Below are 22501 nucleotides of genomic sequence, written 5' to 3'. Positions count from 1 at the left end.
TGGAATTCGGAACAATCATGCTCGGTTGAAAGCGGTTGTTCCAGTAACGTTGATTGTGTGAGCAGCGCTTTGAAGGCTACGGTCCTGACCGGCTGAGCGAAGGCGTCGTCAGCCGGCCTCGAAATCGTCAAAGGTGAATCGGTGGGAACCCGGATAAGTTGATGGAAAACTATTTTCATGGGAAACCTCGATAGCTTGACGAATTTCATTGTGGTACTGGCAGGACAAGCCTGCCGGAACCGACACCCAGCCCAGCAACGTTCCGTGCGACGGAATCGGCGGCGTATTGGGCCGAGGACTACCGCCCTTAGACAATTTAACGATTAGATAATTTAACGATTTATTTTTAACGAGTTCGAAATTTTTTGCCATTATTCAGATGGCCGATGGGATAGTCTCCGGTTGGGTGTTGGTCGCCAACATGGGGAGAACGATGAATGCTTCACTGTATATCGGTCGTATCGGGGGACTGGCGGTAGCGCTGGGGGTGGGCGCGGCGGTCTTCACCGGTAATGGGGTCGCCTGCGGCGCACCCGCTTCCGGCGGGTCATCCTCGACGTCGTCGGGATCGACCTCTAACTCGTCTGGTTCGTCGGGGAGCGGTTCTGGATCGGGATCGGGATCGACGTCTGCGTCAGCAGGAGCTACGTCCTCCGCCGCCCCCGGCGTGCTGGTGGGCACCGGCGGTGCAAAGAGCGGTTCGAAGAGTGCATCGACCCCGACGCAGATCACCGGTAAGACGGCTGCCTCGGTCGCGACGCCGAAGCGCAAAGTCGCCGCATCGGGTCGTTCATCATCGGCGTCGGCTGGCGTAAAGCTTGACTCATCAGCTTCTTCGGCGGCGACGCTCAGTGCCACAGTCACGGCCAACCAGATCGTCGTCAAGGCACCCCCCACAAACACTTTGACCGCTGTGGTGCCAACGACTGTGACGACGGCGGCGACGCTGTCGTCATCTTCAATCACACATAGTTCCCAAGTAACACCGACTGCGGTGGTCACGACACAGCCGACAACGCCACGCGCCGCAACGTCGGCTCCCAGCGTCTCGACAGTCCTTGCCGCCGTGGTCAACCAGATCTTGAGCCCGTTCGTTGGAAACACCCCGGCCACGCCGCCGGCGGACCCGCCCACCGCTTGGGTGCTGTTGGCGGCGGTGCGTCGCGAACTCTCCGGTGCCGCGGTCAGTCTTGCCTCGGCAAGCGCGAGCACCGTCAACCCGACGCTCGCGCTCACCACCGCCGCCGTGGACCCGGACATCCTTGGCAATACCGGCGCGTTGAACCTGGGCGGCGGCAACACCGGCAGTGTCAACCTGGGCAGCGGGAATATCGGCAGCGCCAACCTGGGCAGCGGCAACGTCGGCAATCTCAATCTGGGCAGTGGAAACTTGAATGGCAATCTCAACCTGGGCAGCGGAAACCGGGGTGGCACGATCAGCGTCCCGAACAATTCCCAGGGGCCGACGGAGATCACCGTTTCCGGCAACTACAACGTGGGCAGCGGCAACATCGGCACCCTCAACATCGGCAGCGGCAACTTCGGCAGCTTCAACATCGGCAGCGGAAACGGGGATGCCCGCCACTTAATCCTGTCCAACGGCAACGTCGGAAGCGGCAACATCGGCAGCTTCAACCTCGGCGGCGGCAACCTCGGCAGCTTCAACCTGGGCGGCTGGAACCTCGGCAGCAACAACGCCGGCTTCGCGAACCTCGGTGACAACAATATCGGCCTCGGGAACCTGGGCAACAACGACATCGGTATCGCGCTCTTGGGCTCCGATCAGATTGGCATTGGTGGACTGAACTCCCTTACCAGTGGGCCGAACTTCGGCTTCGGGAACGACGGCGTCGGCAATATCGGCTTCGGCAACACCGGCAACAACAACATCGGCTTCGGACTGACAGGTAGCAATCTGATCGGTAGCGGAAACTTCTATTTCGACAGAACAACTAGCACGTTCAATTTCGGTGATCCGTTCAACTCGGGCAGCGGGAATGTCGGCTTCGGGAACTCGGGCACCAACAATGCCGGTTTCTTCAACTCGGGCACCAACAACTTCGGCTTGTTCAACTCGGGCCTCAATAACTGGGGCATGTGGAACTCCGGGGACACCAACACCGGCATCGGGAACACCGGCGACCACAACACCGGGCTGTGGAACTCGGGCAGCACCAACACCGGCTCCTTCAACCCGGGCGACTTCAACATGGGCTTTGGGAACGCGGGCTCATTCAACCAGGGCGTCGGGAACGCGGGCTCCTTTAACGTGGGTGCCTTCAACGCGGGCATTGTGGACATGGGCCTGTGGAACGGGGGCAGCTTCGACTTCGGCGCTTTCAACTCGGGCTATGAAACCTTCGGTATCTTCAACTCGGGCTTCGGTAACGCGGGCGCCTTCAACTCGGGCGGCTTTATCACGCTCACCCCCGGCGACCCCGAATTGTCCCAGCCCCATGGCAACACGGGCTTCTTCAACTCGGGCAACGCCAACACAGGTCTGTTCAACGCGGGGGACACCAACACCGGTTGGCTCAACGCGGGCAACGTCAACACCGGTTGGTTCAACTCCGGCAACACCAACACGGGTTTCTTCATCTCCGGCGTCGGGAACACGGGCATCTTCGGCTTGGTCCTGCCGCCCGACGCTAACGGGAACTCCGGCTTCGGGAACACGGGCACCGGTAACTCGGGCCTCGGGAACTCGGGCCTCGGTAACTCGGGCTTCTTCAACATGGGCATGGCTAAAGACCCCTCCGCCCCCATCGCCGGTGATAACTCCGGCTTCTTCAACACGGGCAGCACTGACACCGGCTTTTTCAACGGCATCCAAAGTGCCCAAAACTTCAGCTCCGGCTTCTTGAACATGCAAGGCCAATCCGACGTGGGCTTCTTGAACTTCGGCTTCGGCGGTAACACCGGCTTCTTGAACCAGATCGTTGGGAGCCCGACCACCCCGGGCGCAAACGTGGGCTTCTTGAACTTCCAAACCGGAGGCGCGACTAGCGGAAACACGGGCTTCTTGAACTTCGGCATCGGCGGTAACGATGGCTTCTTGAACTCGGGTCCCGGCGATAACACGGGCATCTTGAACTCGGGCGACACTAACTCGGGTGTGGGTAACTCGGGCGTCGAGAACTCGGGCTACTTCAACTCAGGTACCACAAGTTCGGGCTTCTTCAACAGCGGAACCGGCCAGTCGGGTTTCTTCGGCTTACATCCCTAATGCACCCCTAGCCTCCTCATACCGTCGAGGTGTTGCGCGGTAAGAGGCGACGTCGACCGAACAATCAAGATCGACTGGTAGCCGGGCAACGCGTCTCAGAGGTCACTGCCTGCTACGCCGGGTGCAGGCTCACCGGAATGCCGGAATAGCGCACCATTCCGGTCACCACGTCGATGTCGTCTTTGCTCGTCAGCCGGTTGACGTTGGCGGCGTGATGACCGTGCGGAATCGCCACGGCCCCAAGCCGAATCGTGTCGTCGAGTTTGGCGATACCGGTCAGTTCACCGACAGCGCTGCGCACCGTCACAGGGTTGCCGTCGATGACGCCCGCGGCGGCGCCGTCGGCAGGATTGATCTGGATTTCCGGCGGTGCGCCGAGATAGTCGAGCTGGCCGTTCAACTTCGTACGCTGCCGGCGCGGCACCATCACCAACGGCGCCGGTGGTTCGAGCGCGGCGAGCTGGTCGACCAGCAGCGGCGGCGCCAGCCGCCAGCCGCCCATCCGTCCGATGTGGTCCTCGACCCACTTGGCGGGCAGATCCTGCGGTGACTCGGCCCAGCCGTTAGTGACCACGTCGGCGAATGCGCAGCGGGCACCGGCCAACAGGACCGCGAGGACATCGTCGTCGGTGCTGGTGTCGGGATCGCCGAGAGTGCCCATGTCGAGGCCCATGCGGCGACCGAGTTCGGCGAACACCCACCACATCGAGCGGCGGTCCCCGACCGGGGCGACGACTGCAGGGGTGTATTGCACCGACACCCGGGCACTGAGGATGTCGTGCAACGTGATATCGGGCCGTTCCAGCGGATCCTTGGTCGGCAGAACATGAGTGGCCAACTGCGTGGTCTCGTTGTTGATGATCTCGGTGGTCGCGAATACTTCGAGGGCTTGCAGCGCCGGGATGAGCTTGCCGGTTTCGGGGAAGCTGGTGATCAGGCTGCCGCCAACGTTGATCAAGGCGCGGATGTTTCCCGCCGCAACTTCGTCAGGCAGCACCGCGCACGGCCATTCGTTGATGAACGCCTGCGCCTCCGGGCGGCTGCGCGGGCCTGGTCCGAAATTACCCTCGATCGGGGTGACCGGCAGAAATTCGCCGAAAGCCTCGAGCTGGTAAGCAAATCCGGGATGGAACCACGTCCCGCCGGGCCGGTTCATGGCGCCGGTGAGGATCATCAGCACCCATGCAAGCCACTGGGTGACGTTGCCCCGCTCGGCGGTCATCGTGACCCCGGTCCCGGTCTCGACCGCCACACATTTCGCGCCGCGCACCGCCTCACACAGCCGCTTCAGATCTTCCTGCGGCACGTCGGCGAGGTCCGCGGTGTGGTCGAGGGTGAACGGCTCGACCGCCGCTCGCAACTCGTCGAGACATTGCACCGGCACTTCGGTTTTCATGCCGTCACGCAGGATCTCGCGCACCAAATAGGCAAGCACCGCGTGGTCGGTGCTGGGTCGCGGTGCAAGATGGCCGGTGGCCAGCTTTGCCGTCTCGGTGAAGCGCGGGTCAATCACCCACACCTGACCTCGCTTGGCGATATCACGGATGGTGCCAGTCGGGTTGGGCATCGAGATCGCGTGGCCGTGGGAGACCACCGGATTCACACCGATCAGAATCAGAAAGTCGGCGTTGTCGAGGTCCGTCCGACCCGACAGCCCCATGAATCCGCCAACGAGGTCCGAGACCAATGGTTTTGCGGTGCCGTCGATGGTCAACGGGCTGAACTTCGCCGGGGTGCCGATGGCCGCATGCAGGGCCTCGGCCATGCGGAAGCCGGCGCTTTCCATGGTACTGAAGTAGATGGCGACGGATTGGGGGCCGTGCTTGTCGATAACGTCCTTCAGTTTGCTGGCCAGATCGTTGAGGCAGGTGTCCCACGTGGTGTCCTGCAACTGTCCGTCCCTGCGCATCTGGGGGCGCTCCAGGCGGTCGGGGTGATGGTGCAATTGGGGCAGGGAACGACCTTTCAAGCAGGTGTAGCCCTTGGAGAACGGGTGTTCTTTATCGCCGTGGACCTGGATGACCTCGTCGCCGTCGACGTCGACCAAGATGCCGCAGACAGAAGTGCAGATGCGGCAGAAGCTACGGACCGTTTCCATGGGCACACCTCGCACCTCTGTCAGCCGATCGGCTGTTTCACGTTCGGCCGTCACACTAGGGCGTGTCTCCTATGTCGGGGCGGTTTTGACGGGATGCTGTTTGGCAACGCGGCAGCGGCTGGCGAGCCTGGCTGATTGAGCATCCAACTATCGCCATCGTGATCAGCACCGTCCATCCGAGGCTGCAGTACTACTAGCGCCGCCATTTCACCCGCTGAGCAACATGAGGTTGCCCGCACGCAGTGTGTGTCTAGCAGCCGAGGCGACGCTGACGAGGCGGGCGATCCCGTGTTCAATGCCTTGGGCAAGATCGTCGACATCGAGTTCGGCGTCGTAGTCACCGATGACGCCAAAGGTCAGACCCCCGGCATAGCTCATGACGGCGATGCCGGTGCGCATTCCGATCGCAATGGGCGGCACCGCTACCAACTCGATAATCTCGCGACCCATGATCTGCAGCCGATGTTGTGGGCCAGGGACATTGGTAGTCACGGCAACCACGCCCCGCTGTGGGATTCGTCCCAGCAATCGCACAGTGGATGCCATGATCGGAAACGGCACCAGATTGGCCGCTGCGACCACAAGCGAGCCGGCTTGACTCTGCCCACTGCGCTTCGCGGTGCTCAGGCGCTTATGGACCAGACGTAGTTGTTCAAGCGGATCCGATCGATCGACGGGAAGATCGGGCAGCAGCAGGGAGATCCGGTTGTCGGGCACGTGCAGGAATTCGGCGGGCCGGACGGATACCGGTACCGCAGTGCGGATCGGCGCTGTCGACGGCTCAATGCCGCGGTGCAACATTGCTGATCGAAAACCTTCGGTGATGGCTGCGAGCGCGACGTCATTGATGGTGACGCCGAACCGCTCGCTGACCAACTGGACGTCACCCAGAGCTACCTGGGCGGCACTGAATTTACGTAGGTCGCTGAGTTGACCGTTCAGCGGTTGGGCGGACGTAGTCAGCATGCCGCCCACGATCTGTGCGGCGCCCATCGCCATCCGTATGCCACTGCGGGCGGTCGACGCCACCGCGCGCCACGTGTCGGTGCTGAGCGTGATGGGATTGAAGCTGCGGAACAACCGAAGGGCCGATTGCGAAGTTGCGCTGGGCTTTTCGTCGTCGTACGTGGCTGGCGCGTCATCGCAGACACCGGCGAGCATCGCGGTCGCGGCGACGCCGTCTGCGATGCAGTGATGCAATTTGATCAGGAACGCCCAGCGACCATCCGCGAGGCCTTCAAGCACCCAGCATTCCCAGAGCGGACGCGACCGATCGAGTCGGCGTTCCATCACGTCGGCGACCGCGCGATAGACGGCGGCGTCGTCTCCGGGCGTTGCCACGGTGAGCCTGCGTACATGGTGGGCAATATCGAACTTGTGCGCAGTAATCCATTCCGGCGCACTGAGATCGAGAGGTTGGGTATGCAACACCTGCCGGCACCGGGGAATGCGTTTGGAGCGTTCGTCGAGCGTAGCTTGCAGTTCTGAAAGCTCTGGGGCCGGTCCTTCCATGATGGCCAGCGCTGCGACAGCCAAGCTGGTGTGGCTGTCGGAATCCTCGGCCTGCAGGAAACCGGCGTCGAGAGCGGTGAGTTTGTCGTCGTTCATCAGATACTTCCGGAAACCTGTTGACCTATCGGCACATACGAGATGTGCCCACCCGTGGCTCGGGGGCCCTGTTGATCGAACAATGGCCGCAGCGATGTGTTGCCCATTAGCTCCTCCCATCGGCATGCGCACGAGGATCGCGCCATGCCCGTCAAATCGATGCTGAACCTCGGCAGTGCCTCGATGGCAGGGCTGATCGGACGCGCCATCAGGGACCTTCGGCACCAATCGCCCGGAGGCGTGGACCGAAAGTCCTCTCCGTACGGGGAGAGTGACTCTAGCGGGCTGGGCCGCCGACTGGTGAACATCAGATTGGTCCGTTCGACACGAAATGACGAATAGGGAGTCGAACTATGTCAACTCGAAGCCTGATACAACATCCGCCGAGACGCGTCTTCCGTGACCGACGTGAGGCGGGGCGCGCACTGGCCGAACTGTTGACCGCGTACCGCGGCGAAGAGGGCGTTGTGGTTTTGGGCTTGGCCAGGGGCGGAATTCCTGTGGCCTGGGAAGTGGCCGCCGCGCTCGGTGCCCCTCTGGACGCTTTCATTGTGCGGAAACTGGGCGCACCCGGTCATGAAGAGTTCGCCATGGGAGCGTTGGCCAGTGGAGGCAGCGTCGTCATCAATGACGATGTAGTTCGGGCGCTGAGAATTTCGCCGCAAGAGCTTTCAGAAATCGCGGAGCGGGAAGGTCGTGAACTACAGCGGCGGGAAATCGCGTACCGCGCTGGTCGCCCGCCACTCGACGTGACGGGCAAGACCGTGATTGTGGTCGATGACGGGTTGGCCACCGGCGCCAGCATGTTTGCCGCTGTGCAGGCACTGCGAGAGGCCGAACCAAAAGCAGTGGTGGTTGCAATACCTGCGGCGTCAGAGTCGAGTTGCCGACAGTTCGCCGGCCTCGCTGATGATGTTGTATGTGCCAGCATGCCGACACCATTTCGTGCCGTTGGCGAATCCTTCTGGGATTTCAGGCAAGTCAGTGATGACGAGGTGCACGAGCTGCTGGCCACACCCACGGTTGGGTCGGCTCACGCGGCTCGGTCGCTGCGGGTGAAGACCCCAGCCGATGTCATCGACGCCGCGGCGATCGATGCGCCCGCCGGCGTTCCTCCAGCAGAGGTGCTGGAGGAACTAATCGGCGACGCGCAAGTCGTTCTCATCGGCGAGGCGTCCCACGGTACACACGAGTTCTATGCCGCACGTGCGGAGATCACGAAATGGCTTATCCGAGAGAAGGGATTCTGCGCTGTCGCGGCCGAGGCGGACTGGCCCGATGCCTACCGGGTGAATCGGTATGTGCGAGGTCTCGGCACCGATGATTCCTCGGACCAGGCGCTGAGCGGGTTCGAACGATTTCCGGCGTGGATGTGGCGCAATGTCGTGGTCCGCGATTTCGTCGACTGGCTGCGCAGACAAAATGCCGAGCGGGCTGCCGGCCACGAGAGGCAAACGGGCTTCTATGGTCTCGATCTGTACAGCCTGCATCGTTCGATGGGTGAAGTCATTGCCTACCTCGACAAGGTCGATCCGCGTGCGGCTGCCCGGGCACGCGAACGATACGCCTGCTTCGATCACGTCTCGTCCGCTGACGACGGTCAGGCCTACGGTTTCGCAGCCGCTTTCGGAGCTGGAATCTCATGTGAGCGTGAGGCGATCGAGCAGCTGGTCGACATGCAGCGTAATGCGGTGGACACCGCCAAGCACGATGGGCTGCTCGCTGAGGACGAGGCTTTCTATGCCCAACAGAATGCCCAGACGGTTCGTGATGCCGAGGTGTACTACCGCGCGATGTTTGGTGGACGGGTTTCCTCATGGAATCTACGTGACAAACACATGGCGCACACGTTGACCGCATTGCTCGATCACTTGGATGCTCAAGGTACACAGGAACCGAAAATCGTTGTCTGGGCCCATAACTCGCATGTCGGCGATGCTCGTGCCACGGAGGTGGGAAACGAAGGTCAACTCACCTTGGGGCAGCTTGTTCGAGAGCGCTATGGAAGCGACTGCCGGCTCATCGGCTTCAGCACCTATGCCGGTACTGTGACCGCTGCCAGCGAATGGGGTGGCATCGCTGAGCGTAAGGCGGTGCGCCCAGCGCTCAATGGGAGCATTGAAGAGCTCTTGCATGAAGTCGGTCGCGCATCATTCTTGGTCTCCCCGTTGCTCACTCACACAGCGGCGGAGCCGCTCTCAGTGGTGCGCTTGGGTCGCGCCATCGGTGTCATCTACCTACCCGCAACAGAACGGCAAAGCCATTACTACCATGTACGTCCCGCTGATCAGTTCGACGCGATGATCCATGTCGATAGGACTCGGGCGCTGGAACCACTGGAGCTGAGCAGCATTTGGCGTGAAGGTGAGACACCCGAAACCTATCCGAGTGGCCTCTGACACCACTTGTTGCGGGTGCATGATTAGCCATCGCCCGACCCTGATATCGGGCGCTGCCCGCAATCGCGAATATCGAAGACCTGCTTCAGAATCCGACGTGACCGATGGCTGACTGTCGGGCCGAATGACCTGGGGAACCTGGCAGGAGCCAGGTTCCCCAGGAAACAGCTGCGCGTAACAGCAACGGCGTAAGCCAAATCGACGGATCAGCCGCGGACGGCATGGGTTGGTGGCGTTGGCGATTGAGTCTCGCGTCGGTCCCGGCCCCAGCCGACGGCGATCAGGTACAGCCCGAGCAAAGCCATGACGAAGACGCTGGCCTGCCACCACGGGGCGGTACTGACGGCCCCCTGCCCGAATGACAGGTAGCGCTGTGGGAAGGTCATCAGTGCAACACCTTTGAGCACTGTCAGCCATCCCAACACGGAGATGGTCGCTGCGGCCGGTCCGCGCCAATATGGATGTAGCACAACGACTACCAGCCCCATGGGCAGGACGAATGCGCCAGTGATCCAGGGCCACGCAGAGTTTTCATCGAACGCCCGCAGCAGCGTCTCAGCGTATGAGGGGCGGACGACCAGCGTCGCGGCTGCGATAAATAGGTATGGTCCGAGCACGCGGGCGAGCACGCGGGTGCGGTCCTGAATCTGTGGTGATGTGCTCATTTTGGGTCCTCCAGCCCTGAGGAATTTGTCGGATTGTGTTATTGCCGTGCGGGTTTGGCTGCCCGGTATAGATATGAGATGCCATCGGTCTCCGTTCCGGCGAGGGACCAAGGTCATATTCAGGCAGCCCTACGTCCTCATCGGGGCATCACGGAGGCGGGCACCCGTCCAGCCAGGACACGACGTCGGCCAGCGGCCGTCGGGGAGTCGACGGCAGGGGATCGGCGTTGATCGGAGCCCAACCGACGCGGATCAGCATCTGTGGGAACAGATCGTCGCCGAAAACATCGGTCCGCACCATGTCACGGCATGTCGGATTCTCTAATGCCTCGGTGACTGGGCAGGTGGCCAGACCTTGCGCTGTTGCGGTCAGCAGAATTGCGCTGGTGGCTTCCCCGGCGCGGAGGCGATCGGTCGGGGTGTCGGCCGCGGTGCCGAGAGCCAGCAGCGACCCGTTGTCGTCGACGGCACTCGTTCCAGGTGGCTGATCGAGAACCGGTCCGGCGAAGATCCGGCCTGGGATGGTGGCGGCAGGGTCGGGTATCGGCGTGTTGCGTGCCGGCACCCCGCCAACCGCCGCGTACCGGCCGCTCCACGCTGTCAGTTCGGTCAGGTAATCCACGTCTTGGCCATGTTGTGCAACCGCTTGCCGCATTGCGGCTATGAGGACGTCGTCGGGTGTCACCCGTCGGACCGCAATGCCGATTCGGGCTGCACGCGCAGACATCAATGCGATGTCGCCGAGCGCGACCGGCCATCCGCTGAAAAGTCGTCGATCGGTGCGCCGTCGCGGAATCGCTGCGGCGAGGGCGATGTCAGCAAGCTGAGGTGCGCATGGCTGCAGTTCGATCGCCGCAAGGTGCTCGGGTTCTGCAGGATTGGGGAATCGATGGACGGTGGCCTGCCAACCAAGCGCACCGAACGCGATGACTGCGTGGTGCAACGCTGCACCGCAACTGATGACCAGGTCGCGGCCGTCTGGATCGGTGTGCATCAGGTGCCGCGACTGTTCGGCATACAACTGCACACTGCAGGAGCCGACCCGCCAGCGCCACGGTTGAGTGTTGTGCACTGAGGGGGCGCGAGTGGCAAGAGCCATCGCCGCCTGCACGGTTTGCTGATCTGGGAATTCGTCGGACATATCTTTCACCTCATGGCACATACGTTGGGACGTTGTGAGTTGGTCAGGTCGATCTCGACCGAGATCACCTCACCGTCTCGATGTTGGTGGCAGCTCCACCCAGCTTCGGAGATGACCCTGCGCATATCGAGGTTCTGTACCAGTACGTCCGCGATGAGGCGCTGTGTACCTGTATTTTTCGCGTGCTCGCCGAGATGAGTGAGCAGAACGGTGGCGATTCCTCGGTAGTGGTTGGAGTGTGCGACGACGATGGCGATCTCAGCAGTTCCGGGCTCAGCGGTGGGCACATAGTTCCCGACCGCTAGCAGCGACTGGCCGTCGAATGCGCCGAGGGCGACACTCCCAGGTCGCGGCTGGGTCACCGAATGTGCCCATTCCACAAGATGTTTCGGATGGAAGGTGAAGAACCGGAGGTAGAGCTCGTCGCCACTGAGATTTTCGGTCAGTGCCATCACGGCCGCGAAGTCATTGGTAACCAGGTCTCGTACCGTGATGAATGATCCATCGCGCAGTGTGGCGTGCTTGCGCGGCAACGCTGATGGAGCCGGAACGGCTGATCCGGCGACCGAAGCCGACCCGGCCGGCGATTGCTTGTCCTTCATACGGTGATCGTGCGGTCTGATCCCCGGCTGTCGACAGGGCAGAAGGTCACTTGGTCAGCTGATGTTGGACAGCACTTCAACTACAGGTCTGATGTTCATGGGTATTGGTTGTCAATGACATTGGGCTCTGTGCGCGCTGGCTGATGTGCTGCAATCTGGTGTCCATGGTGTCGCGAGATGCACCCGTCGTCTGAGGAGCCAGCCATGGATCGCTACGCATGGTGCCCGATTCCGGTCGGTTTGTATCGATGCTTTTCTCGAAATCCACTGGTACGCGCTAGCGACCGGCTGGAGGCGATCGTGAAGCTGATTGCGGCGATTCTCGCGGTTTTGGCGATTGCGCCGGCAGCCGCATTCGGTACTGCCGTTCATGATCAGCAGGTGCAGTTGGCGCTGCGGCAGGTTGCAGAGTGGCACAACGTGCCGGCGCAGGCTGTCGCCAACAGTGTCATCCAATCTCGAGTTGCTGCAGACGCGTTCCGGTCAAACGTGCGCTGGATGGTTTCGGGCAGAACTTATACAGGCTCGATTGAGGGACCGACCGATCTGAAGACCGGCGATTGGACCACTGTGTGGGTGGACAAACGCGGTGATATCACCGAGCCGCCAATGACGCGGGAACAGATTGCGACAGCGGCATTCGGCGCAGCGGCCGCGTTGTGGCTGGGGGTCGTCGGCGGATTACTGTCACTAGTCGGCATCTTGCACCGGCGACTGGACCGGAGTCGTTATGCAGGGTGGTCCAACGAGTGGCGGATGTTGGACCACGACGGCGGGGGACGCAAAGATTGGTTCCGGTAAAGCACAGCCGCTACGGTAGCGGCGCCCACCACTGGAGAATCGTGCCTTGACCTTCGGCCGCCCCTATCGTCATGTCACCGCCACATTCCTGCGCCCGGCGTCGAAGGTTGTTCAGTCCGCTTTCGGTGATTGATTCTGCGAGCCCGCAACCGTTGTCCGTGACGTCGATATGCAGGTCGTTGTTCACGCTCACAGTGATGGTGATGGCGGTAGCTCGGCCATGGCGAACGGCGTTGCTTACTGCTTCCCGGACGACGGCTTCAGCGTGATCGGCCAGCTCTGGTTCGATGACCGACAGCGGTCCGTTATAGCGGACGGTGGTGTGCAATTCGCTACTGGAGAATGCAGAGATGGCCGCATCGAGGCGCTGGCGGAGCCGAGTGCTCGTCGTGGAGCTGCCGTGCAGGTCAAAAATTGCTGTGCGGATTTCGGTGATGACTTCCTGTAGGTCGTCGACACAATCGGTGATACGCCGCTGCACGTCGCCGGAGCGCGCTCTGGGGATGGCACCCTGCAAGGTGAGACCTATCGCGAACAGGCGCTGAATGACATGGTCATGCAGGTCGCGGGCGATTCGATCGCGGTCGGCCAGGACGTCGAGTTCGCGCATCTGGCGCTGGGTCGCGGCCAGTTGCCAGGCCAGCGCGGCCTGATCGGTGAACGCGGCCATCATGCCCAGCTGGTCAGCGGTGAACGCCTGCCGTCCCGCGGCTCGGAAAATGATCAGAATTCCGACCACGCTTTCGGTGGTCCGCAGCGGCAGAACCAGCGCGTAGCCCATCCCAGTCGAGATCGCCGCGGGCAGCTCGGATGGTGCGCAGCGAACGGGGGTGCGATCGCGGAATGCAGTACCGATCGGTCCGTCTGCCACCGGGATCCGCCGAGGGGTCGATGGGAGGTTTCCGGTCGAGTCGACGACCTGCAGATCGGTGACCTCGTGGGCCGGAAGATCGTCATCAGGGACCGCTACCAGGGTCGCCTCTGCGTCGGTCAGGGAGCGCGCTTCCAGGGCGATCAGCCGGAACACCTCGGTTGGCTCGGTTCCGGACAACAGCGCTGTGCCGATATCGCGGGTAGCTTCGATCCACGCCCTGCGTCGTTGTGCTTGGTCGTAGAGGCGGGCGTTGTCGATGGCGATACCCGCAGCTGCGGCAAGCGCTTGGGCGAGCACCTCGTCGTCTTCGCTGAACGGTTGTCCGGAGGCCTTCTCGGTCAGATAAAGATTGCCGAAGACTTGATCGCGGATTCGGACCGGCACACCAAGGAACGTAGTCATCTGCGGGTGGTGCTCGGGGAAGCCCACAGAATCCGGGTGCGTCCGAATATTATCCAGCCGAATAGGTTTCGGATCTTCGATCAATACGCCAAGGACTCCGCGTCCCTGGGGCAGCCGTCCGATCTGCCGATGGGTTTCTTCGTCGATGCCCTCGTAAATGAACTCGACGAGTTCATGGTCGGAGCCGCGGACCCCGAGTGCTCCATATCGCGCGTCGAGTAATTCGATGGCAGCGTGCACGATGGTTCGGAGCGTTTCGTCCAGTTCCAGGCCTGCGGTGACGGTGAGCATCGCCTCCACCAGTCCGTCGAGGCGGTCGCGGCCCTCGATGATCTGTTCGACTCGGTCTTGCACTTCGCTGAGCAACTCGCGCAACCGCAGCCCGGACAGCGGCGCGCGCAGCGGCCGCGCGGTATTGCCGTCATTGTTTACCGGACTTCCTGACACAGCGCAGATTCTGTCATCGCGCGCGATGTCCGGTGCCCGTTGTGGCCAGAATTGCTTCACGGTGCCGAACGCTGCGGGCGATCCAGTCTCGACACAAATACCGCGGCCTGGGTGCGCCGCTCCATGCCGAGCTTGGCGAGCAGACGCGACACATAATTCTTCACCGTCTTCTCGGCCAGGAACATCCTGGCGGCAATCTGTTTGTTCGTCAGGCCCTCACCAAGCAGATCCAGCAGCACGCGTTCCTGATCGGTCAAGCCCGACAACGGATCTGAGCGCTCGGCTGCATTTCGCAGCTTGGCCATGAGCGCGGCGGCGGCGCGATTGTCCAGCAGTGATCGCCCTGCACCGACAGTTTTGATTGCCTCCGCCAGTTCCATACCTTTGATGTCCTTGATCACGTAGCCACTGGCGCCGGCCAGAACGGCATCGAGCATGGCCTCGTCGGACGTGAAGGACGTCAACATCAGACAGCGCAAGTCCGGCAGTCGCGACAGCAGGTCACGGCATAGTTCGATGCCATTGCCATCTGGGAGGCGCACGTCCAGGACGGCGACATCGGGCCGCAGCGCGGGGATCTGGGCCATCGCTTGAGCTACCGATCCGGCCTCGCCGATGACTTGCAGGTCAGGGTCTGCACTGAGCAGGTCGATGAGGCCGCGACGTACCACTTCGTGGTCGTCGACAAGAAACACGGTGACCATTCGGATGACCTCCTGGATCCTCATTGCGATGCCCGCGCACCTTGGACAACGATAGGCTCAAACGCGCTACAAGCGATGGTGGTGCCGACAAATCAGGACCGAGCAGTCGATGCGATGAGGGGTGGTCTGGGCAGACCCGACGATTTCCCCTAGGCCGCGTCGACGATTCTGGCCGACGACCACCATCTGGACCGAATCAGATTGGTGGGCAAGATAATTCATCGTTGAACCCCGGGCCGCAACCGTGTTGAACTCGATGTCTGGATTCGCTTGACGATAGCGTGCGAGGCGCTTGTCCAGTTGCGCACGAACGTTCTCGTCGGCGGTGGTTTCCCGGACGTCGTCGAGTTCGCTCTGCCAGGTCGCAAGTACCGTCAACGGTGCGCCGCGTAGCCGCGCCTCGCCGATCCCGGCGTCGAGAACGTAGACACTATCTGGACTTTCGTCGATTTCGACGACTACCTGTCGGGGTCGCGTCGACCAATGCTGGGTACTCCGGACGATGGCGACCGGGCATTGAGCTGATGTTGCCAACGCCGCGGCAGTTGATCCCGGCCGCTGGCCAGTGGCATGCGCGATACCGAGTGACCCGATACACATCAGGTCGGCTGATCGAGCGGCGTTCAGTAGGACCCGGGTCGGATCGCCCTGCAGCACTTCCCATTCGATCTTGACTGGCTTTTCTGCAGACTCAACGGCCACCAGGGTCTGGCGCACGGAGACTTCGGCGCATGCCAGATCGCGGGCGGCCTGCTGTGGGTCGAACGTAGTGTGTGGGCGCGGCTCGACCACGTATAGCAGGCGCAGGGGTACATCGCGGCTGACCGCTTCGTCGACTGCCCACAAAGCAGCGTCCACGGACCACCGTGAGCCGTCGATGCCGACCGCGACTGCTGGGGACGGTGAAGCTGTGCTGTACATGGCGGGCGCTCCTGAATGTGTCGAGCTGACTACGTGTCGACGTTAGGCGGGACAACGTTTTCCACAGCAGAGGAATTAGTCCCTACTGTGGGCGGACAGTGGTCTTGACTGTGGACGCCGCGCTGGTAACGGAAGACATCAGACAGCGGACGCCGCGGCGTCGGCGGTGGGAACTGATCCAGAGTCGGGGCGATTCCGATGCGCACCAATACCTGTGGCAATTGGTGCCCGGTAAGTGTGCCCACGATGTCGCGGGTGGCCGGGTGCTCTGTGAGGTGGGTAAGCGTGCAGCTGGCAAGCCCTGACATGGTGGCCTCTAGCAGCACCGCAGAAAGGGTCTCACCGCAAGCCAGGATGTCCTGGCGGGTGTCGTCAAGGGCCGAGATCACCACAACCGTGGACTTGTCGTCCCCTATCTGTTGACGCCGTTCGCGAGTGTGCGTCACCGGAAACGATCGGCCGATATCAACACGATCGCTTTCCGCGGCGGATACCAGGGAACTGTGCGGGATACCGGTGGTGGCACCGAATTGTGATGTCCACCAGAATAGTTCGGCATCGTACGAAGCGTCATACATCCTCAGCACCTCGGTCAGATGGGACGCTTCGGACAGTTTGGGGCGCTGTTTGGCATCAAGGACGTCGACGTGACTTGGGCGGCCCTGCACTGCCAACCACAGCAATTGTTGGAACGCCGGCCAGTCGGGGACCGCGTCGAATGGCAGCCGGTCGGTCCGCCTGGACAGTATTGCGTCGGCTGCTTTGAGCTGTGTGCGAGTTACTCCTGGAGCCGGACGGAAATCGATGTCAGCGAGATGGTGGCGGTTGTTCGGATTGGGAAAGCGGTCGACGTCGGTGATCCAACCGACGGCGGCCATCGCGACCCGAAGGTGGTCCAGCACTGCGCCGCAACTCAACAGTGCCTGGCGCCCGGAGGTGTCGGAGGCAACCAGCTGATCAGGGTCGAGAAACAGCTTCAGCGTGTTCGACTCCAGAACCCATTTCCATGGTTGGCTGTTATGGAATGACGGGGCGCGGCAGGCCAGATGCACCGCATCTTCGATTTCCTGAAGCGTGATAGTGGTTTTCGGCATGAGATGTCCTCCGCAGCGCTACAACTTTCAGTCGCAACGCTGCCCCGTTGAGCTTCGGAACCGACAGAGTCAGAAGTCACCTAGTGTAATGGTGTGACCTTTGGCGGCGATGAGAGGTCAGAAGGCAGCAGAACGTGACTCCCCGGGACGGCGAGGATTTCGGCCATGACCCTCGATGCTTCAGTTCCCGTCCGCGCGGCTGGCCCGATTCCCGGGAATGAGGTCGAGGTGCGCGAGACGCATACCGGCATTGTGATACTGGCCGGTGATCGTGCGTACAAGTCGAAGAAACCGGTGGTCACCGACTTTCTGGACTTCAGCACCAGAGCGAGCCGCGAGCACGCCTGCGCTCGAGAGATCGAGTTGAATCGCAGGTTGGCCAAAGAGAGCTATCTCGGTCTGGCGCACTTCGTTGGCCCCGATGGCGGCCCAGGTGAGCCGGTGATCGAGATGCGCCGCTATCCGGACCGGGAACGACTGTCCGAGATCGTGTGTGCAGGACTACCGGCCGGCGGTCATCTGGATGCCATTGCGCAGCAGGTAGCGCACCTTCACGCGGCATCGGCGCACAGCAAGGAAATCGACGCCGCCGGGCGGCGGACGGCGATCGTCGTGCGGTGGGAGGAGAACCTCGTTGAACTCGGCCGGCGGGCGGTGACGCTTGACGCAGTACGTTCCATCAACGAGATTGGTCGGCTGTTCCGCCGGTACGTCGATGGGCGTGCGAAGCTGTTCGCACAACGAATCGATCAGAAACGGATCGTTGACGGTCACGGTGACCTGCAGGCTGGTGACATTTTCTGTACAGACGACGGACCGGTCATATTGGACTGTCTTGAATTCGACGACCAACTCCGTTACGTCGATGGGTTGGACGACGCGGCATTTCTAGCAATGGACCTGCAATTCCTAGGTGCTCACGAAATGGCCGACCGATTTCTGGCGAGCTACCGGCTTGCCGCCGACGACGGTGCTCCGCCTTCGTTGGCGCATTTCTACTGTGCGTACCGGGCTGTGGTGCGGGCGAAAGTCGACTGCATCCGGATGGAGCAGAATCAAACGTCAGCGCGCAGCAATGCGCTGCGCCACCTAGATCTCGCCATCACCAGTCTTCGCGCGGCGACGGTGCGGTTGATCCTGGTCGGAGGCGGCCCAGGCACTGGAAAGACCACGCTGTCAAGACTATTGGGCAACCGGTTGTCAGCTGAGTTGATCTCGACCGATGATGTTCGCGCCGAACTCCTATATGCCGGACGGCTGGATGGACCTGCCGGGCGCTACGGAGCCGGACGCTACAGCCCTGGACAGGTGGAAACGGTTTACAAGGAGATGCTGAGTAGAGCCGGAGCGCTACTTGCGCAGGGGTACTCCGTAGTTCTGGACGGGACCTGGCGCGATCTTCATGCACGCGAATGTGCCAGGGCGCTCGGTTCCCAATACAGCTGTCCGGTTTCTGAATTGCAATGTACCGCAACGGTTCCCATCGCACAGCGCCGAATTGTCAATAGGTGCAACAGCACCTCAGAGGTGACGCCGGAGCTGGCCGTCCGCATGGCTCAGGACAGTGCGGATTGGCCCGAGGCAGTCAGCATCGACACCACCCTGACGCCGGAAGAATCGGTCGACAGAGCCGTCGCGGTCTGTTCCGCTGTGCTGTAGCTGTCGAGTGTTTCTCGGGACGGCAACATTATCACCGAGGGACTTTCGACACTGTCGGTGCGGGACTGCAAGTGGTCGGATGTATTTGGAGATCAACAGATCTCGCGCACGTTGAGTAGAAGCGAACACAGAATATGAATGCTCCGACATCGCGCAAACCAGTTGTGGTGGTGGGAATCGACGGCTCCAAACAAGCCATGCGGGCCGCGGGGTGGGCGGCGGTCGAGGCGGCAAGCCGCGACGCGACATTGCGTCTGGTATACGTCATCGAAACAGATGAAGCCGATCGGCAAGAAAGCATCGACGTGGCTCAGCGGGCCTTGAGTGAAGCCTGGGCTGCGGTGGCTGACACCCAGGTCGACGTCAAGATCGAATCAGAGATTGCATCCGGACGCCCGGCCGACTGCCTGATCGAAGAATCCCGGTACGCGACGTTGACCTGCGTGGGACATCGCGATGGCGACGACCGGCCCAAGGTTCCGCCCGGCTCCACTGCTGTAGAAGTCGCCCGGAAGGCGTACGGTTCGGTCGCCATCGTCCGCCGAGCGCATCCAAACAATGAATTCGACCACCGCAAGTGGATCGTCGTGGCAGCCGATGAATCGGAGGCTGTCACAGAAACGTTGAAGGCCGCCCAGGATGAGGCAGCGACGCGCGATGCTCCCATTCTGGTGCTCGAATCGTGGTCGCATTCGAGAAACGAGGCCGATGCCAGCCTTCCGGAGCATGCCGCGCTGAAACGGTATCTGAAGGATTCGACCAACCACCATGTGCAGTCGGTCACCTTGCCCATGCCAGAACATCTGACCAATCTGCTACGGCAGAGTGCCTGCATTGACCAACTTTTCATTGTCCCTGGTGACCGCACGGACCTGGTCGATGAGCTGACCGATGACCGGACCCGCAAGCTCCTGCAGGATTCAGATTGTTCGCTGATGGTCATCCGGTGACGAAAGGCCTTGTTGTCACGCTCGGTGACGGCAGGGAAAAATTCAAGGCCGGATCGTGATCGACTACCGGAGCCGTACCGCGCGGACACTGGTGGTTAGCCCGGTCCGTCGCTGGCTGCGGCCAGTAGCGGCACCACCACATCACTGATCGGCGTGGCGATTCCGTGTGCGAGGCCCTTGCGCTGGATGACCCCGTTGCGGATATCCCACTCAAGGGTCCGGCCCAGTTCCCGGTCGGTCAGGATCGAGGTGGTGATGTCGGTGGGTAGCGCGGTGAACATCTCGACCATTTGGTCAGCGACGTTGTCGGGCAGGTTGGCGCCCTCGACTCGGGCCACCGCCAGGCATTCGGTGGCATAGGCCCGGGCCAGACCGGCCACATCAGCGCGCCGGAACATGCCCGACTTGCGACCGGTCAGCACCATCAGTCCGGCCACCGCGTTGACCAGCAACTTGTGCCAGGCTGCAGTCAGGAAATCGGGATCGATTTCGACCGCCAGCGTGGGACCCTGAAGCTGCTCCTGCAGTCGACGCGCGGCCGGTTCATCGGGCAGCACCAACCGTGCCGGAGTGCGTTGCCGTACCCAGCCGGCCGGCTGGGCCTCGGCCGAGAACCACACGGCGGCCGGCACCACGGAGGCCGCCGGGCAGTACCGGCCGACCCGTTGTACCTGTTCGACGCCGTTCTGCAGTGCGCAAACAACGGTGTTGTGGTCGCACAGCCGGGCCAGCCAGGCCGCGGCGTCCGCGTTCTGGGTGTCTTTGACGGCCAGCAACACCACATCGACCGGCCCCGTGACGCTCGCCGGGTCGGTGTGTACCGGGCCGGGCACGACGATCGGCTTTCCATCGTCAACGTCGGCGTCCGGCCGGACCTCGAGGTGGTCGCGTGCGCTGCGGCCATACAGCAACACCGGATGTCCTTGCGTGTGCAGCAACGCGGCGAGGGTCGATCCGATGGCGCCGGGCCCCACGAGTGCAAAGCTCACTGTCGCCAAAGTACCGGTTAAGCCGCCCTTTAGACTTAGCGGTCGATTCACCCCGCGACTTTGAGGAGTTTTCGTGTTGCGCAGCCATACCGCCGGTTCGTTGCGGTCCACCGATGCCGGTCAGACGGTCAACCTGGCCGGATGGGTGGCGCGCCGGCGCGACCATGGCGGCGTCATCTTCATCGACCTGCGCGACGCATCCGGGGTCTCGCAAGTGGTGTTCCGTGACCCGGGTGTGCTGGAGCAGGCGCACCGGCTGCGCGCCGAGTTCTGCGTGTTGGTAACCGGCGTCGTCGAACTGCGGCCGGAGGGCAACGCCAACCCGGATATCGAGACCGGTGAGATCGAGGTCAACGCGACGACTTTGGAGGTGCTCAGCGAGAGCGCTCCGCTGCCTTTCCAGTTGGACGAGACCGCCGGTGAGGAAGCCCGCCTCAAGTACCGCTATCTGGACCTGCGCCGGGAGGGCCCGGGCCACGCCATTCGGCTGCGGTCCAAGGTCAACGCCGCCGCACGCGCTGTGCTGGCCGAGCACGACTTCATCGAGATCGAGACCCCGACGTTGACCCGCTCGACCCCCGAGGGTGCTCGCGACTTCGTGGTCCCCGCGCGTCTGCAGCCGGGCTCGTTCTATGCCCTGCCGCAGAGCCCGCAGCTCTTCAAGCAGTTGCTGATGGTTGCTGGGATGGAGCGCTACTACCAGATTGCGCGCTGCTACCGCGACGAGGACTTCCGCGCTGACCGGCAGCCCGAGTTCACCCAGCTCGACGTCGAGATGAGCTTCGTTGAGGCCGATGACGTCATGGCCATCGGCGAGCAGGTCCTCAAGGCGCTGTGGGCGCTGATCGGCTACGACCTGCCGCTTCCGTTGCCGCAGATCAGCTACGACGAGGCCATGCGCCGATTCGGTTCGGACAAGCCCGACCTGCGCTTCGGCGTCGAGTTGGTCGAGTGCACCGAGTACTTCAAGGACACCACGTTCCGGGTGTTCCAGGCGCCGTACGTCGGTGCGGTCGTGATGCCGGGCGGCGCCTCGCAGCCGCGCCGCACGCTGGACGGGTGGCAGGAGTTCGCCAAGCAGCGCGGCCACAAGGGCCTGGCCTACGTGCTGGTCGGCGAGGACGGCGAGTTGGGCGGTCCGGTGGCCAAAAACCTGACAGACGCTGAGCGGGCTGGTTTGGTCGAGCACGTCGGTGCCAAGGTGGGGGACTGCATCTTCTTCGCGGCCGGACCGGCCAAGGGCGCGCGGGCGCTGCTCGGCGCGACGCGCATCGAGATCGCCAAGCGGCTCGACCTGATCGATCCGGCGGCCTGGGCGTTCACCTGGGTGGTGGACTGGCCGTTGTTCGAGTCCACGGAAGCCGCGACCGCCTCGGGTGACGTCGCCGTCGGCTCGGGTGCCTGGACGGCGGTGCACCACGCCTTCACCTCGCCGCAGGCAGCGTCAATCGCGACGTTCGACACCGACCCGGGTTCGGCGCTTGCCGACGCCTACGACATCGTTTGCAACGGCAACGAGATCGGTGGCGGCTCGATCCGCATCCACCGCCGCGACACCCAGGAACGGGTGTTCGCGATGATGGGCATCGACCACGATGAAGCTCAGGAGAAGTTCGGATTCCTGTTGGACGCCTTCACCTTTGGTGCGCCCCCGCATGGCGGCTTCGCGATGGGCTGGGACCGGATCACGGCGCTGCTGGCCGGGGTCGACTCGATCCGAGAGGTCATCGCGTTCCCGAAGTCCGGCGGTGGCGTCGACCCGTTGACCGACGCGCCTGCGCCGATCACCGCCGCTCAGCGCAAAGAGTCAGGGATCGACTTCAAGCCGGAATCCAAGGACGCGAAGCACCTTGCGCTCAAGGACGCCAAGGCGTGAAATTCGCGTCTGATACACGAGGGCAGGATGGGATGTGCTCACCCA

General features: G+C 62.4%; 17 protein-coding genes. 6 read left to right on the top strand and 11 right to left on the bottom strand.

Going from position 1 to position 22501, the window contains the following annotated elements; translation table 11 throughout:
* Positions 1 to 375: 375 nt before the first annotated feature.
* Positions 376 to 966, bottom strand: coding sequence for a hypothetical protein (locus M2432_RS22830; RefSeq protein ID WP_280829120.1), 591 nt, complete (start codon positions 964 to 966; stop codon positions 376 to 378).
* A gap of 28 nt (positions 967 to 994) precedes the next feature.
* On the opposite strand from M2432_RS22830, the gene M2432_RS22825 reads away from it, so the two are divergent.
* A complete protein-coding gene (locus M2432_RS22825) occupies positions 995 to 3226 on the top strand; it encodes a PPE family protein (protein WP_280829119.1) in 2232 nt (743 codons plus the stop codon).
* A gap of 112 nt (positions 3227 to 3338) precedes the next feature.
* Here M2432_RS22825 and M2432_RS22820 read toward each other — a convergent pair whose 3' ends face one another.
* A complete protein-coding gene (locus tag M2432_RS22820) occupies positions 3339 to 5324 on the bottom strand; it encodes a molybdopterin-dependent oxidoreductase (RefSeq protein ID WP_280829118.1) in 1986 nt (661 codons plus the stop codon).
* 207 nt (positions 5325 to 5531) lie between these two features.
* Positions 5532 to 6932, bottom strand: a complete 1401-nt coding sequence (locus M2432_RS22815) for a wax ester/triacylglycerol synthase family O-acyltransferase (protein ID WP_280829117.1) — start codon at positions 6930 to 6932, stop codon at positions 5532 to 5534.
* Between the two features lie 353 nt (positions 6933 to 7285).
* Here M2432_RS22815 and M2432_RS22810 point away from each other — a divergent pair, with 353 nt between their 5' ends.
* Entirely contained in the window at positions 7286 to 9331 is a 2046-nt protein-coding gene (locus M2432_RS22810) for an erythromycin esterase family protein (protein WP_280829116.1), read from the top strand.
* A gap of 206 nt (positions 9332 to 9537) precedes the next feature.
* Here the strand turns inward: M2432_RS22810 and M2432_RS22805 are convergent, their stop codons facing one another.
* The 3 genes from M2432_RS22805 to M2432_RS22795 all read right to left on the bottom strand — a co-directional run bounded on the left by M2432_RS22805 (position 9538) and on the right by M2432_RS22795 (position 11739).
* Positions 9538 to 9996 carry a hypothetical protein gene (locus M2432_RS22805; protein WP_280829115.1) on the bottom strand — a complete coding sequence of 153 codons (459 nt, stop codon included), beginning with the start codon at positions 9994 to 9996 and terminating at the stop codon, positions 9538 to 9540.
* A 148-nt stretch (positions 9997 to 10144) separates the two neighbouring features.
* Positions 10145 to 11137 (bottom strand): NAD(P)H nitroreductase, encoded by a 993-nt coding sequence (locus M2432_RS22800; RefSeq protein ID WP_280829114.1) that lies wholly within the window; start codon positions 11135 to 11137, stop codon positions 10145 to 10147.
* Between the two features lie 5 nt (positions 11138 to 11142).
* Positions 11143 to 11739 carry a GNAT family N-acetyltransferase gene (locus tag M2432_RS22795; RefSeq protein ID WP_280829113.1) on the bottom strand — a complete coding sequence of 199 codons (597 nt, stop codon included), beginning with the start codon at positions 11737 to 11739 and terminating at the stop codon, positions 11143 to 11145.
* A 300-nt stretch (positions 11740 to 12039) separates the two neighbouring features.
* Here M2432_RS22795 and M2432_RS22790 point away from each other — a divergent pair, with 300 nt between their 5' ends.
* Positions 12040 to 12540, top strand: coding sequence for a hypothetical protein (locus M2432_RS22790; protein WP_280829112.1), 501 nt, complete (start codon positions 12040 to 12042; stop codon positions 12538 to 12540).
* Between the two features lie 10 nt (positions 12541 to 12550).
* Here M2432_RS22790 and M2432_RS22785 read toward each other — a convergent pair whose 3' ends face one another.
* From M2432_RS22785 to M2432_RS22770, 4 genes are all read right to left on the bottom strand, one after another.
* On the bottom strand, positions 12551 to 14263 hold the full coding sequence (locus tag M2432_RS22785) for a GAF domain-containing protein (protein WP_280829111.1): 1713 nt from the start codon (positions 14261 to 14263) through the stop codon (positions 12551 to 12553).
* A gap of 56 nt (positions 14264 to 14319) precedes the next feature.
* Positions 14320 to 14967, bottom strand: coding sequence for a response regulator transcription factor (locus M2432_RS22780; RefSeq protein WP_280829167.1), 648 nt, complete (start codon positions 14965 to 14967; stop codon positions 14320 to 14322).
* Positions 14968 to 15033: 66 nt separating this feature from the next.
* Positions 15034 to 15888, bottom strand: coding sequence for a universal stress protein (locus tag M2432_RS22775; RefSeq protein ID WP_280829110.1), 855 nt, complete (start codon positions 15886 to 15888; stop codon positions 15034 to 15036).
* Between the two features lie 29 nt (positions 15889 to 15917).
* On the bottom strand, positions 15918 to 16982 hold the full coding sequence (locus M2432_RS22770; protein ID WP_280829109.1) for an NAD(P)H nitroreductase: 1065 nt from the start codon (positions 16980 to 16982) through the stop codon (positions 15918 to 15920).
* 165 nt (positions 16983 to 17147) lie between these two features.
* On the opposite strand from M2432_RS22770, the gene M2432_RS22765 reads away from it, so the two are divergent.
* The gene (locus M2432_RS22765) at positions 17148 to 18641 is read left to right on the top strand and encodes an AAA family ATPase (protein WP_280829108.1); all 1494 of its coding nucleotides are present in this window, start codon (positions 17148 to 17150) and stop codon (positions 18639 to 18641) included.
* A 134-nt stretch (positions 18642 to 18775) separates the two neighbouring features.
* The gene (locus M2432_RS22760) at positions 18776 to 19591 is read left to right on the top strand and encodes a universal stress protein (protein ID WP_280829107.1); all 816 of its coding nucleotides are present in this window, start codon (positions 18776 to 18778) and stop codon (positions 19589 to 19591) included.
* Between the two features lie 95 nt (positions 19592 to 19686).
* Here M2432_RS22760 and M2432_RS22755 read toward each other — a convergent pair whose 3' ends face one another.
* Positions 19687 to 20580: an oxidoreductase gene (locus M2432_RS22755; RefSeq protein WP_280829106.1), complete on the bottom strand. Its 894-nt coding sequence runs from the start codon at positions 20578 to 20580 to the stop codon at positions 19687 to 19689.
* Between the two features lie 73 nt (positions 20581 to 20653).
* Here M2432_RS22755 and aspS point away from each other — a divergent pair, with 73 nt between their 5' ends.
* Positions 20654 to 22456 (top strand): aspartate--tRNA ligase, encoded by a 1803-nt coding sequence (gene aspS, locus M2432_RS22750; protein ID WP_280829105.1) that lies wholly within the window; start codon positions 20654 to 20656, stop codon positions 22454 to 22456.
* Positions 22457 to 22501: the final 45 nt, after the last annotated feature.

The sequence above is a fragment of the Mycobacterium sp. OTB74 genome (assembly GCF_029892685.1).
In the GTDB taxonomy this organism is placed as follows: Bacteria; Actinomycetota; Actinomycetes; order Mycobacteriales; family Mycobacteriaceae; genus Mycobacterium.
This window is presented reverse-complemented; position numbering and strand designations above follow the sequence as displayed.

What these genes read in the sequence shown, in the direction of transcription:
- M2432_RS22805 (WP_280829115.1), bottom strand. Translation starts at nt 9,996, where the DNA reads ATGAGCACATCACCACAGATTCAGGACCGCACCCGCGTGCTCGCCCGC.
- M2432_RS22800 (WP_280829114.1), bottom strand. Translation starts at nt 11,137, where the DNA reads ATGTCCGACGAATTCCCAGATCAGCAAACCGTGCAGGCGGCGATGGCT.
- M2432_RS22765 (WP_280829108.1), top strand. Translation starts at nt 17,148, where the DNA reads ATGACCCTCGATGCTTCAGTTCCCGTCCGCGCGGCTGGCCCGATTCCC.
- M2432_RS22770 (WP_280829109.1), bottom strand. Translation starts at nt 16,982, where the DNA reads ATGCCGAAAACCACTATCACGCTTCAGGAAATCGAAGATGCGGTGCAT.
- M2432_RS22780 (WP_280829167.1), bottom strand. Translation starts at nt 14,967, where the DNA reads ATGGTCACCGTGTTTCTTGTCGACGACCACGAAGTGGTACGTCGCGGC.
- M2432_RS22815 (WP_280829117.1), bottom strand. Translation starts at nt 6,932, where the DNA reads ATGAACGACGACAAACTCACCGCTCTCGACGCCGGTTTCCTGCAGGCC.
- M2432_RS22775 (WP_280829110.1), bottom strand. Translation starts at nt 15,888, where the DNA reads ATGTACAGCACAGCTTCACCGTCCCCAGCAGTCGCGGTCGGCATCGAC.
- M2432_RS22810 (WP_280829116.1), top strand. Translation starts at nt 7,286, where the DNA reads ATGTCAACTCGAAGCCTGATACAACATCCGCCGAGACGCGTCTTCCGT.
- M2432_RS22820 (WP_280829118.1), bottom strand. Translation starts at nt 5,324, where the DNA reads ATGGAAACGGTCCGTAGCTTCTGCCGCATCTGCACTTCTGTCTGCGGC.
- M2432_RS22795 (WP_280829113.1), bottom strand. Translation starts at nt 11,739, where the DNA reads ATGAAGGACAAGCAATCGCCGGCCGGGTCGGCTTCGGTCGCCGGATCA.
- M2432_RS22760 (WP_280829107.1), top strand. Translation starts at nt 18,776, where the DNA reads ATGAATGCTCCGACATCGCGCAAACCAGTTGTGGTGGTGGGAATCGAC.